This window comes from Streptomyces sp. NPDC006997 (genome assembly GCF_040635175.1).
Lineage (GTDB): Bacteria > Actinomycetota > Actinomycetes > Streptomycetales > Streptomycetaceae > Streptomyces.
The window spans coordinates 20,976-33,304 of record NZ_JBEYHH010000035.1 but is presented as its reverse complement, the minus strand read 5'-3'; the positions used below and the strand labels follow the sequence as shown (position 1 = coordinate 33,304).

Annotated in this window: 8 protein-coding genes and 1 pseudogene; 4 read left to right on the top strand and 5 right to left on the bottom strand. The window is 72.1% G+C overall.

The window, feature by feature from the left end; translation table 11 throughout:
- Positions 1-78 precede the first annotated feature (78 nt).
- From ABZ659_RS28660 to ABZ659_RS28650, 3 genes and pseudogenes are all read right to left on the bottom strand, one after another.
- On the bottom strand, positions 79-1,809 hold the full coding sequence (locus ABZ659_RS28660) for a SpoIIE family protein phosphatase (protein ID WP_360225375.1): 1,731 nt from the start codon (positions 1,807-1,809) through the stop codon (positions 79-81).
- A 345-nt stretch (positions 1,810-2,154) separates the two neighbouring features.
- Positions 2,155-2,370, bottom strand: a complete 216-nt coding sequence (locus ABZ659_RS28655; RefSeq protein ID WP_360225373.1) for a hypothetical protein — start codon at positions 2,368-2,370, stop codon at positions 2,155-2,157.
- A gap of 251 nt (positions 2,371-2,621) precedes the next feature.
- Positions 2,622-2,820, bottom strand: a pseudogene (locus tag ABZ659_RS28650) (FUSC family protein); the annotation flags it as partial.
- Between the two features lie 347 nt (positions 2,821-3,167).
- Between ABZ659_RS28650 and ABZ659_RS28645 the strand changes: the two are divergent.
- Positions 3,168-4,649: a SulP family inorganic anion transporter gene (locus ABZ659_RS28645; RefSeq protein WP_360225371.1), complete on the top strand. Its 1,482-nt coding sequence runs from the start codon at positions 3,168-3,170 to the stop codon at positions 4,647-4,649.
- A 268-nt stretch (positions 4,650-4,917) separates the two neighbouring features.
- Here the strand turns inward: ABZ659_RS28645 and ABZ659_RS28640 are convergent, their stop codons facing one another.
- Together ABZ659_RS28640 and ABZ659_RS28635 are read right to left on the bottom strand one after the other, a co-directional pair.
- Entirely contained in the window at positions 4,918-7,155 is a 2,238-nt protein-coding gene (locus ABZ659_RS28640; protein ID WP_360225369.1) for a tetratricopeptide repeat protein, read from the bottom strand.
- Entirely contained in the window at positions 7,155-8,321 is a 1,167-nt protein-coding gene (locus ABZ659_RS28635; protein ID WP_360225367.1) for a hypothetical protein, read from the bottom strand. The genes ABZ659_RS28640 and ABZ659_RS28635 overlap by 1 nt, the downstream gene beginning before the upstream one ends.
- A gap of 1,772 nt (positions 8,322-10,093) precedes the next feature.
- On the opposite strand from ABZ659_RS28635, the gene ABZ659_RS28630 reads away from it, so the two are divergent.
- From ABZ659_RS28630 to ABZ659_RS28620, 3 genes are all read left to right on the top strand, one after another.
- Entirely contained in the window at positions 10,094-10,984 is an 891-nt protein-coding gene (locus ABZ659_RS28630) for a lysozyme (RefSeq protein ID WP_360225365.1), read from the top strand.
- Between the two features lie 55 nt (positions 10,985-11,039).
- On the top strand, positions 11,040-11,702 hold the full coding sequence (locus ABZ659_RS28625; protein ID WP_360225363.1) for a peptidoglycan recognition family protein: 663 nt from the start codon (positions 11,040-11,042) through the stop codon (positions 11,700-11,702).
- Positions 11,703-11,891: 189 nt separating this feature from the next.
- The gene (locus ABZ659_RS28620) at positions 11,892-12,116 is read left to right on the top strand and encodes a hypothetical protein (protein ID WP_360225362.1); all 225 of its coding nucleotides are present in this window, start codon (positions 11,892-11,894) and stop codon (positions 12,114-12,116) included.
- Positions 12,117-12,329 lie beyond the last annotated feature (213 nt).

Here is a 12,329-nt window from a genome sequence, read left to right as displayed (position 1 = left end):
CCGTACCGCCGGGGTGCGTCTCCGGCCCTGCCGCGGCGCCGGGAGCGGGTCCGCCTGTGCGGCCGTACGGGACCCGCTTCACGTCGCGAGGGGTGTGCGCAGGGTGAACAGGACGACGTCGTCGTCGTTGTCGGCGGGGCGGACCCGGCGCAGTAGCCGGTCGGTGAAGAGGGGCAGGGGGCGGTGGACGAGGGCCGCGGCGTGTCGGCGCAGTCGGCGCAGGCCCTCGTCGAGGGACTGGCCGGGGGCTTCGATGAGGCCGTCGGTGTAGAGCAGGAGGGTCGATCCGGGCGGGAGCGGGGCGGTCGCGTCCGGCCGCACCTGCTCGGTTCCCGTGCCCAGGAGGATGCCGTGTCCGTCGGTGAGGTAGTGGGCCAGCCCCTCGTGGGTGACCAGCAGGGGCGGCGGATGGCCCGCGTTGGTCCAGGACAGGTGCCACCGGCCGTCGGCCGTCTTCTCGATCCGGCCGAAGACCAGGGTGGCCATCGGTACGTCGGCGATGTGCGTGACCGCCTGGTCGAGCCGCTCGACGATGCGGCTGGTCGGCTCCTGGTATGCCCAGGCGTAGGCGCGGAGCATGTTGCGCAGTTGGGCCATGCCCGCCGCGGCGTCCAGGTCGTGCCCGACGACGTCCCCCACGGCGAGGGCGGTGGCGCCGTCGGAGAGGGGGAAGGCGTCGTACCAGTCGCCGCCGACCTGGGAGGCGTCCGGCGCGGGCAGGTACCGGGCGGTCATCTGCAGACCGGGCACCTGCGGCAGCTGGGGGAGCAGATGGCGTTGCATGGTCTCGGCGATCGCGCGCTGGCGCTGGTAGAGACGCGCGTTGTCCAGGGCCAGACCGGCGCGGCGGGCGATGTCCTCCAGCAGGGCCAGGTCGGACGGGGTGAACGGCTCCGGCGTCTGGGAGCGGCCCAGCGTCACCGCGCCCAGGACCTCGCGGGTGCTGCGCAGGGGCGCGATGGCCGCGGAGTGGATGCCGGTGACCTCGAACAGGCGGCGCTGTTCGGCCGTGATGCCGGAGTCCGGTGGCTGCCGCTGGTAGGTCTGCGGGCTGGTGAGGGCGGAGGCTCTCCCGCGCAGGGCCCGCGACAGGGGCATCGAGGAGTCCACCGGCACCGGCGGCATCGGGCCCTGCAGGTCCTCGTGGTGCGTGACGGCACCGTCCTCGGCGTGGGCCACGACGGCCCGCCGCACCTCGTCCCGTTCGCGGATCAGGTCGACGACCACCCAGTCCGCCAGCCGTGGCACGACCAGGGACGTGAGCCGACGCACCGTCTCGTCGGCGTCCAGGGTCGAGGTCAGCCGCGTGGTCGTCTCGGCCAGCAGCGCCAGCCGCTCCAGCTCCGGCAGCGACCGCGCCACCTGCCGCGACTCAGTGGGGCGCGCGGCGGCTTCGACGACGTCGGGGCTGTGGAAGACGACCAGCGTCAGACCCCGGGAGTCACCGTGGCCCGGCAGGTCCAGGGGGCAGGTCAGCCAGGAGACGGGTAGCGCGCCGCCGTCCCCGCGGGTGAACCACTCCCGGTCGTCCTGGGCCGCCCGGCCCGCGAGGAACGCGGGCCGCATCGCGCACTGGGCCCTGGGCAGCGGCTGACCGTGCGCGTCGCGGTGCAGGAGATCGTGTGCGTCGCGGCCGACGAGGTCTGCGGCGGGCCGGGCGAGCAGGTGCTCGGCGAGCGCGTTGACGGCGATGATGCAGCCCTGCGCGTCCACCACGTAGGCCGCCACCCTGAGCGCGGCCAGGACCCCGGCGACCGTCCCTGGCGAGGGCTGGCCGGGAGCAGTGTTCGTGGCATCCGGTCCCGTCATCCCCGCGCCTCCTCGTCTGGTCGCCGGTCATCCCGCCCGCGTCCTGTTCCCGCGTCCTCTCTCGGATGCCCCGTGCACACCACGCAAGTCATCCCCACCATCCTCCACCGACGCACGGCCACCTCGACCGGGCGCCGCGCGTCCGCGCCGGTCCCCGCACCCGGCGTGAGCATCGCCTCCGCGCCGGGAAGCTCACCGGGCGTCGCCTCGAAGACGCCCAGGACGTGCGGTCGGCAGCCGCGGTGACGCACCACGAGCCCGGCCGGGACGCGCCGGTGCGGTACGCGCGACAGTGGTCCCCGCGCTGGTCCGGCAGCCGTGGCCACGCCCGGGGACTCCGCCGGGTCAGTGCCCCCACTCCTCGGGACCGCCGCCCCGCCACTCGATCAGTGAGGACTCGCGCACCCAGTCGTCGTCCACGTCCTCCAGGCCCGCCAGTCGCAGGAACTCGACGATGTCGAGCACGCCGTAGGCCATCCCGAGGAACTGGTCGTTGGCACGGACCCGCCGACCGTTGTCCCCGGCCGGCGGGTAGATCACGATGGGCTGCGCGGCTGCCATGCCACCACCCTGTGGCCCGGGCGGAGAGCGCGCATCCCGGCACCCGCCGCCTCAGGGGGTGGGCGCCCCGGCCGGGCCACCGCGGCGGTGATCGGTACGGGCGCGTGGTCCAGCGCCCACGGGGATCCGTCCCACGCGGGAGCGCCGCCCTCACCGCGCGCGCCCGGGCCGCTCACCTGGACGGGCGGGCGGCCCTGACGGGGGGCTGGGGCCCCGGTCAGCCGGACGCGGTCCCGACCCGCAACCGCACCTTGCCGCAGCGAGCCGTACACCGTGGCCTGCACGAGGACGACGGCCACCCACGGAGCCATCAAGGCCCATCGGATCGCCGAGCCACTCGCGGGCCACCAGCCAGACCAGCAGCGCCGCCGCCGCGGCCTTCAACGACTGCACGGCCAGATCCCGCTCCCGCCCTCGCCCCCGCCGGGCGGCACACGCGGCCCGCAGCACGGAACGGGCTTCGGCGCCGCTGGCGGAGGTCGCCCGACGCCACGGGAGCCCCCCCTGCCGAGGCCGTCGCCCGTCGCCGTGCCTGATAGCCGGAAAGGATCACCGGACCTGAGTATCCGCTGTTCAGGCGGTCATGCGGGGCGAGGCGGGGTGAGCTGGTGCCGCACGCGGTGTGACCGGCTCCTGGCTGTCAAGAGGGCGTTGGCCGATTCTCGCGTGGCCGATCTTTGGGCTTGTCTTGACCTTCCCTATACGACACCTTTGCTCGTGGTGCGCCGGGAAGTCTGGTCGGCAACGCGGTCCGTCATGGGCGGACGCCGGTATGCCGTCGACCAGGGTGGGGGCAGATGTTCCAGCGCGTCGCACGAGAGCTTCTTTCCGGACTGACCGTGGCGATAGTGGCGCTGCCACTCGCGATCGCCTTCGGCATCACCGCGACGGGCACGCCCGAGGGCGCGCTCGTCGGGCTGTACGGCGCGATCTTCGCGGGGCTGTTCGCCGCGCTGTTCGGCGGTACGCCCGCCCAGGTGACCGGTCCCACGGGGCCCATCACCGTCGTCGCGACGGGGGTCATCGCCGCGCACGGACTGGACGCCGCGTTCGTCGCGTTCACCATGGCCGGTGGCTTCCAGATCCTGTTCGGGCTGTGCGGGCTGGGCTCGCTCATCCGGTACATACCCCACCCGGTCGTGTCGGGGTTCATGGGCGGCATCGCGCTGATCATCATCCTGGGCGAGCTGGACCAGGTGCGGCGGAGCTTCCTGGTGGTGGCGGGCACGATCGGGCTCATGCTCGTCGCCGCCCGGGTGGTGCGGGTGGTCCCGGCGAGCCTGATCGCCCTCCTGCTCATCACCCCGGCGCTGCGGCTCACGGACTCCGCGCTCCGGGACGTGCGCCTCGGCCCGGTCACCCTCAGCGCGGGCGTCGACTACATAGGCCGAATACCGGAGGCGCTGCCCTCGATCGCCGTGCCCGACCTCGGCGGGTCGACGCTGCTCTCTCTGGTTCCGGCCGCGCTCAGCATCGCCCTGCTGGGCTCCATCGACTCGCTGCTGACCTCGGTCGTCATGGACAACATCACCGGCCGTCGGCACCGCAGCAACAAGGAACTGGTCGGGCAGGGCATCGGCAACGCCGTCAGCGGCCTGTTCGGCGGGCTCGCCAGCGCGGGCGCCACCGTCCGGTCCGTCGTCAACGTCCGGAGCGGGGGCCGTACCGCCTGGTCGGCCGCCGCGCACAGCGTCGTACTCCTCGTCCTCGTGGCCGGGCTGGGCGCCGCCGTGCAGTACATCCCCCTCGCCGTGCTGTCCGGGATCCTGATCCTCACCGCCGTTGGCATGTTCGACTGGGAGAGCCTGCGCAAGGTGCCGGTCTCGCCGTGGGGTGACGTCGTGGTGATGTTCGCGACGATGGTCATCACCGTGGTCCTCGACCTGACGGTGGCGGTCGCCGTGGGGGTGGGCGTGGCACTCGTCTTCCACGCGGTGCACGCGCGACGGCGCCGGGCCACCGTCGTACGGGTCGGCGACGGCGCCTACCGCGTGCAGGGGCCGCTGTCCTTCCTCGCCGTCGACCGGGTGTTCACCGCCCTGCGCGAGGACGACCAGCCCCGCCTCTCCGTGGACCTGCGGCACGTCGACCACATCGACCTGTCCGGGGCCAGGGCGCTGCTGACCTTCCTCGACCACGCGCACCGCAACGGCGTCGAGGTCGCCGTCGTGGACGTCCCGCCGCACGTACGGGACCGCGTGCTCGCCCTGGCCACCGCCGAACAGCGGACGCGGCTCGACGCCGCCCCCGGGAACAGGGCGGGGGAGACCGTCCACTGAACCGGCCGCTCCGGCGGCACCGCTCCCGCGCGTGCGTCACCCGGGCCGCACGGTCCCGTCCATGGCGAGCCCGGGGACGGTGGCCCCGGGACAGGGACGCGCGAGGGAGACGGCAGTCCCGCCAGGGGCCGCTGATCGGCCGAGAACGTGTACCCGCCGTCGGGGCAGGCGTGGTGCCCCGGGGGCCGGGGTTCGCTCGTCAGAGGACGGCCGGGAAGACGGCCGGGAGGGCAGCCGCCCTCGTCCCCGGTCCCTGGGCGCCGGTCGGTCAGGTGTCGCTGCCCGTCGTCACCGGATGCCGACCGGGGGCGTCCGTGTCGGCCGTCTGTTCGAGGCGGGAGCGTGCCCGGGTGGCGTAGGGCTCGTCGCCCAGCCGCACACACACGGTCAGGTCGGCCCGGCAGCCGGTGACGTCGCCGATCTCGGCACGGCAACCGGCGCGTTCCCAGAGCAGTTCGGCCCGGTCGGCGTCCGGCAGGTCGAGGGCGGCGGTGTAGTCGTGGATCGCGTCCCGCCAGTGCCCGGCCGCCCGGTGCACGTAACCGCGGTTGTAGAGCAGCGACGCGTTGGGCCCCACGAGTTCCAGGGCGCGGGTGAGGTCCGCGATCGCGTCGGGGGACCGTCCGCGGTCCTGCCAGATGACCGCCCTGTTGGCCAGCGCCTCGTACAGCGTCGGATCGAGTTCCAGCGCCGAGGTGAAGTCCCGCAGCGCGGCGTCGGCGTCGCCGTCCTCCAGGCTGAGCAGTCCGCGGGTGCACAACAGGTCGGCGCTGTCGGGGTGATGGGTGAGCCCGGCCGACACGTCCTCGCGGGCACCGGCCAGGTCACCGGACTCCAGCCGCAGGGAGGCACGGTTGACCCGTGCGCGCAGGTCGTCCGGCTCCAGCTCCAGCACGTAGCCGAAGTCACTCAGCGCACCCTCGATGTCGCCGGTCTCGGCCCGCAGATCGGCGCGGTTGTAGTGCGCCTCGGGGAACGGCGGGCTGATGTCCATGGCCGTCTGGTAGTCCGCGAGGGCCGCGTCGGTGTCGCCCAGCCGCCGGTACAGCGAGGCGCGGTCGAAGTAGTACTCGGGGTGGTTGGGGTCGGCGTCGATCACCTGGGAGATGTCGGCGATGCCCTCCTCCACCCGGCCGAGCGCGGCGCGTACCTGTCCGCGGTTGTGGAGCAGGACGGAGCGGTGCAGCAGGTGTTCGCCCGGCGCCAGCTCGGCGTCGAGCCGGGCCAGCCCCTCGGAGACCAGCCGTTCGGCTTCGGGGAGGTTGCCCAGGTGCATCTCGATCAGGGCCAGCCCGTTCTGCTGGAACACCGTCTGGAAGCTCTCCTGCGCGTCAGGGAGGTTCGCCGCCAACGCGATCGCGGTGTGCAGGTGCACACGGGCGGTGTGGTGGTTGCGGGCCTCGGGGCCGCGGTGCCGGGTGTAGATCATCCCGAGCGCGTAGTTGGAGAACAGGTGGACCATCGGCGTGGTGAACCGGCCGCGCAGGTCGAAGTAGATCTCCTCCGCCTCGTCCGTGTGCCCGAGGACGGCCAGCGAGTTGGTCAGCCTGGTACTGGCCAGGCAGTACGCCTGTTCGTCCCGCGCGGGGTCGGCCAGGGCCCGCGCCCGGCGGCCGAGGTCGATCGCGGCGTGGTAGAAGCCCATGTCCACGCAGTGGCCGGACGCCTCCAGCAGCGACCGCAGACCCGCGCCGCGCGGGTCGCTCCCGTGTTCGCGGTGGTAGGGGATGGCCCCGAGCCGGAAGGACCGCGACAGGGTCTCCTCCAGGACAGCGGCCCGCTCGTCGTGCAGGGCGGTCCGCAGCCCGGCGGGTGCGCTCTCGTAGGCGGCCCGTTCCTCGGCCACGTCGGACGTTCCGTCGGACTCCACGTAGGCGCGGACCAGGTCGGCGCTCTCCCGGACCCCGGCGGTGGTGTCGTCGGCGGCCGGGGCGTCGACGCGTACGGCGTGCCGGAGCAGGGCACTCGTCAGCTCGGCGGCGTGTTCGGGCAGGGGGCTTTCGGTGGTGCCGACGATGACGCGTAACCGGGCCGGGTCCGCGCGGCGCAGGAGAACGGCCAGGAGCTCCTGTTCGGTGGCGTCCGCGGCGTGGACCGCGTCGAAGCGGACGGCGACGGGTTGGCCGGCGACGGCGTCGGCGTAGGCGTTGAGGAACTCCACCATGCCGTGGACGAGCCGTCGGGTACGGCCGGGGCCGTAGAACCGGGTGCGCTCCTCGGGGACGGCCAGGGAGGTGAGCGTTTCCCGCGAGGGCTCCACGACCGCTTCCAGGCCGGGGGCCATCGACAGCAGTTCCACCTCATGGGCGTCGATCAGCGCGGGTGCGCCGGCCCGCACCTTCGGCACGATCCGGTTGAGCAGCGCGGCCGTGCCGGAGTACGGGCCGCGGCACCGGCGGTGACTGTTGACGGCGTGGAACTCCACGGTGCCGAGGGCGGGCAGGGCGAGGTCGCGCTCGCGACGCGTGGCACCGACGATCCACAGGTGCGCGGGTTGCTCGGTCATCAGGTCCGTTCCTGTTCTGCGGAGTTGGGGGAGGGGGCGCTGGTCGCCGGCCCGGACGGCGTGGAGGAAGCGGACGAACGCCGCTTGCCCCTGGAGCGGTCACGCAGGGCCACCACGCCTGCCATGCCGAACTGGGCGATGCCCAGCACCAGGAAGCCGAGCGTGTCCCAGAAGCCGGGGTCCGGCTGACCGGGGTGGTCCAGGCGGTCGGCCAGCAGGTGGACGAAGTGGGAGAGGGTGGGTACCGCGGTACCCACCGCGGTGGCCAGCATGACGAGCACACCTGTGGCGGCGAACGGTGCGTACCAGCGCGCGACCTGCCGGTCCCGGGCGGACCACTGCTCCTCGTCGGTCATGCGGTGTCGGACGCGCAGCAGGCGCCAGAAGGTGTTTCGGATGACCGCGCGGGTCGCGTCATGCAGGGCGACGCATCCGAGTGCGGTGGCGAAAACGTAATAGAGATCCGTGCGGAGGAACAGGTAGAACTGCCACACGAACCGTAGGGCCGTCACAAATGCCATAGCCACGGCGAAGCGGCCCAGTACCGAAAGCTGGCCGCCATTCACGGCTGAATCCACGGCAGCGGCACAGATCAGCAGGCAGAAAGAAACGGTATCGGCGACCATCCCGGCCAGGAAAGGTAGATAGCGTTTTCTTCGGGGAACGCCCAGGAGCCCGTTCAGCGTGGTCTCGAACACGACGAAATACAATCGGCGCCCGATACCCAGGCGGGAGGGGAGCCCGAGCCGCCGACCGGCCAGCGCGTGGAACGACTCATGCAGGAAGACCAGGGGGAGCTGCGCGACGATCAGCCCCACCTGCATCACGAGCAGTGAGCTGGTGAAGAACACGGACGTGGGCCGGGGGCGCAGCTCCGGTTGGCGCGCCAGCAGCGCGGCGCACACCACGAGGACCAGGGCGTAGACGGCCCAGGCGGGCGGGGAGAACAGGGCCCCGCCCAAGCGTCTGAAGCGCACCTCGGCGGCGGGCGCGGGGGCCGGTGCCGCGTCGTCCTGGCGGATGAACCCCAGGTCGGTCAGCGTCTCCAGGAAGTCGTCCATGTCCACGGGCTCGTGGTACGTCGCGGTGTACCACGCGGCGGCGTCGGCCACCGGCATCCCTTGGCTCAGACGCGCCAGCAGGGCCGCGCCGTCGGCGGGGAACAAGGCGTAGGAGTCGGTCCGCGGGCAGCCTATGAGGACGTCGTCCCCCTCGGGGACGAACGTGAGTTCATGGAAAGCGAGTGCTGTCGGCTGCCGTGTCTCCGTCATAGCGTCTCCGTGTCCTCTCGCCCTGGAACCTGACCGCCGCCTCCCGGACACGCGTGATCGTGGTGCCCGGAACCACGTGCTTCACGTGCTTCCGGGCACCACGTCTCGCGCATGTGCTAGTTGGGCATGCACATGGGCGGCCAGTAGGCGCTCGCGCTGGTGGTGAGCTTCACGCCACCGGTCTTGCGGACAGCGATCTTCTTCATGAGGACACCTCCTCTCCGTAAGTGAAAGGAAATACCTGGAACTGCTCCGTCGGGTTCTGGCGGAACATTACGGCCAATTGCGTGGAGCCCGATATTCATAGCACCGGCTTCTGAGGGTCTGCCAGAGTGCGAAGTCCCGTGTGGCGGCCGGTTGCATGGATTTCGGCCTTGCCTGGTGGAAAGGTTTGAAGACCGCGCATTCCGATTGCCAGCATGAATGACGGAGGTGACTGAGCGGATCTGATCATTCCCTTTCCGGTGGCGGTCGGACGCGAAGTCGACGCCCACCCGGAAAACGGTCGCAGCGATGAGATCCGGCCGTCGGCGGGGGAATCAGGACAGTCGGATGCCGGGGGATTGGGGGTTGATCCCCTCATTCGGCGCGGAATCCTCCGGCCCGCTGTCCCGGGGTGCCTCAGGCCCCGGCCTTCCTGGCCGAAAGTAGACGTGGGCGCAGGCTCAGAGCCGAACGCCGACGAAAGGCGTACGGGAGTGGTTCGGGGTGTCGCTGGTGACGCCCGCCGCCCGGACGCGGCCTGGCTGCCAGGATGTCGGCGCCCTCCGGGCCGACCTGGGGGCCCACGGACCCGTATGCCGCCGTGGCCGCCGCCACGGGCAGCGGCTCGGCCGTCCAGCTCGTGCCCCCGGGGCGGCAGACGCCGCGGACCGGCGCCCGCGCACCGGCTCGCGAGGGGGCGGCGCTCAGCGGCCGCGTACCTCCGCCACGGTGAACGGTGTCCCTGGGGCGCCCAGCCCCGGGGGCCGCCCTTGTCGAACCGGGACCGCACGAGGAGGAGCCGTCCCCGGTCGCGGACCAGTGTGGTCGGGACGTGCGGCGTCGGGTCGGTCACCTGGCGCTCCAGGCGTGCCGTGTCGCCGTCCCGGCTGAGCCGCCCCCGGCTGATCGTGTGGGACGGCGCGTCACCGAGGAGGGCCGCGCCGTCCTCGCCGATGCCGACGTACGGGCCGTCCGCGTGGAGCGGGCGCTGGCCGCCGAGTTCACGACCGAGGAGAGGGGCACGCTCCCGGACTCGCCGGGACGGTGCGTCGAACTGCTGGAGCAGGTGCGGCCGCGGACGCCACGGGCACGGACGCCTTCCTTCGTGGGCTTGGCTACGGCCGTTGCCCGGAGGTCCCGGGCCGGCGGACCGGTGGCCACGCGGTCGCCGCGTCCGGGGAGCGCGTACCTGGCGGCGCGACACCGTGCGAGGAGCTCCGTCGGCGCAGGAGTTGAGCTCGGCTCATCTTTCACGCCGTGAAAGTTTTCGCCCGCTGGATGCCGAGTCTCCTGCACATCTGCGTTTGCGCTGGACCAGACCACCAGAGGTGCCTGGAGGTGCTTTACAGCCGCGGAATCTACGTGCGTAACTAATGACGCGCGCACGTCAAATCTCAGATCGTCCTGGTGGCATCCGGCCGACGTCACCTGCTCCCCATCCCCCTACGTACCAGGAGACCGCCATGCGCTCGCTCCGACGTCCCGCGACCTCCCTCCGCAGACGGTTAGTCACGGTCGTCACCGTGCTCGGCGCCGCCCTCGCGCTGACCGCCACCTCCACCTCGGGTGCCTTCGCGGCCCCCGACCCCGGCAAGGGCCGCCCCCAGATCGACGAGGGCGAGGCCTACATGGGCGTGGGTATCCGCATCCACCAGGGCGACCGCGCCGCAGCCGACGAGCCGTCCGTGGGCGTCCTGGGCCAGACGGACGGCGTCCAGGGTATCGACGTCTCGCACTGGCAGGGCGCCATCAACTGGACGTCCGCCCGGAACGCGGGCATCCAGTTCGCCTGGATCAAGGCGACCGAGGGCACCAGCTACAAGGACGACCGGTTCAACACGAACTACACCAACGCCTACTACGCGGGCGTCATCCGCGGCGCGTACCACTTCGCCCGGCCCAACCTCTCCAGCGGGGCCGTCCAGGCCAACTACTTCGCCTCGAACGGCGGTGCCTGGTCGCGCGACAACCGGACCCTGCCCGGTGTGCTGGACATCGAGCACAACCCCTACGGGGCGATGTGCTACGGCCGGTCCACCACGCAGATGCGCAGCTGGATCAACGACTTCTACAACACCTACAAGTCGCGTACGAGCCGCGACGTGGTGATCTACACCACCGCGAGCTGGTGGAACACCTGCACGGGCAACTGGACCGGTATGTCCAGCAAGAGCCCGCTGTGGGTGGCGCACTGGACCAGCGCGTCCTCCCCGACGATCCCGAGCGGCTTCCCCTACTGGACGGTGTGGCAGTACACGAGCACCGGCTCGGTCAGCGGTGTCTCCGGGAACGTGGACCGGAACAAGTTCAACGGCTCGCGCGACCGGCTCCTGGCGCTCGCCAACAACACCTGACCGACGGCAGCGGCGTCCCGCGCACCCTCCCCCCACTCTCCTCCGAGGAGTGATCGTGACCACTGAGAACGCCCTGCGCCGCCGCCTGCTGCTCGCCGCCACGGCCGGACTGGTGACCGGCGCCGTCGGCCTGGGCACCGCCCACCAGGCCCTGGCCCGCGGCGCCGAGGCGCTGGAGCCGGACATCGACTCCACCACGGCCTGGGGCGCGCGCCCGCCCCGGGGGACCATCACCACCCTCCAGTACCGGCCGACCAAGATCGTCGTCCATCACACGGTGAGCGCCAACACCTCCGACTTCTCCCGCGGTCAGGCGCACTCCCACGCCCACTGGGTGCAGGACCTGCACATGGACAAGAACGGCTGGGTGGACACCGGTTACCACTTCCTGGTCAGCCGGGGCGGCTGGATCACCGAGGGCCGCCACGGCAGTCTGCGCACCCTCACCGGCGGCTCTACCTTCGTCCAGGGCGCGCACACCTCCGGCCAGAACAACCAGGCCATCGGCATCGCCAACGAGGGCTCCTACCACGCGGGTGCGGTGCCTCCCGCGGCTCAGTGGGAGGTCCTGGTCCTGATGTGCGCGTACGTGTGCGATCAGTACCGCATCCCGGCCGCCCGGATCTACGGTCACAAGGACTTCGGCGACACCCTGTGCCCCGGCGTCATCCACGACATGCTCCCGCGCCTGCGCGACGAGGTCGCCAGCCGCATGTGACCGTGACGGTGTCGAAGGCGTGGGCGAAGGTCGAACTCATGCGCCAGCGAGGGGTGCGGTGTCACCCCTCGGATCGTCACCCCATCTGATGAGTCCCGCTGGGCGTGGGCGTGTCCTCGCGGTGGCGGTGCAGTCGACGGACAACGGCCGCTCCGAACGGTGGTGCGGCCCAGAGCATCGGAGACTCGCATGACCGTTCCTCCTACCCCCCAGCCGCCCCAGGGCGGCGGTGCCGCCGACAGTCCGCTCGGCGCCCTGCTCGGCAGCCTGATTGGTGGCAGTGGCGGCATGGGCGGCCTGCTGGACGCCCTCGCCGGTGGTGTCGGTCAGCCGATCACGCAGCAGATGGCTGAGCAGGCGCAGCAGGTGAAGTCACTGGCCCAGCAGATCCAGAGCCAGTTGCCCGGCCTCTGACCTCCCCCGGCCCGGTGTGGTGCGGCACCGGCCACGAGGGATCTCAGTCGGTCCTGTGGGCCCCCTCCGCCTCGAAAGAGGCGCAGGGGGCCCACTCGCTGTGCCGGTGCAGCGCCTACCCGGCGATCGTCCAGGCCGTCGCACGGGCCGCCGACGCCCCCGGCACCGCGTCCCCCGCGGGCGGCCCGGCCGGTTCCGGTTCCGCGTCCGAGG

Coding starts and splice junctions, on each gene's coding strand:
- ABZ659_RS28660 (WP_360225375.1), bottom strand. CDS start 1,809: ATGACGGGACCGGATGCCACGAACACTGCTCCCGGCCAGCCCTCGCCA.
- ABZ659_RS28655 (WP_360225373.1), bottom strand. CDS start 2,370: ATGGCAGCCGCGCAGCCCATCGTGATCTACCCGCCGGCCGGGGACAAC.
- ABZ659_RS28645 (WP_360225371.1), top strand. CDS start 3,168: ATGTTCCAGCGCGTCGCACGAGAGCTTCTTTCCGGACTGACCGTGGCG.
- ABZ659_RS28640 (WP_360225369.1), bottom strand. CDS start 7,155: ATGACCGAGCAACCCGCGCACCTGTGGATCGTCGGTGCCACGCGTCGC.
- ABZ659_RS28630 (WP_360225365.1), top strand. CDS start 10,094: ATGCGCTCGCTCCGACGTCCCGCGACCTCCCTCCGCAGACGGTTAGTC.
- ABZ659_RS28620 (WP_360225362.1), top strand. CDS start 11,892: ATGACCGTTCCTCCTACCCCCCAGCCGCCCCAGGGCGGCGGTGCCGCC.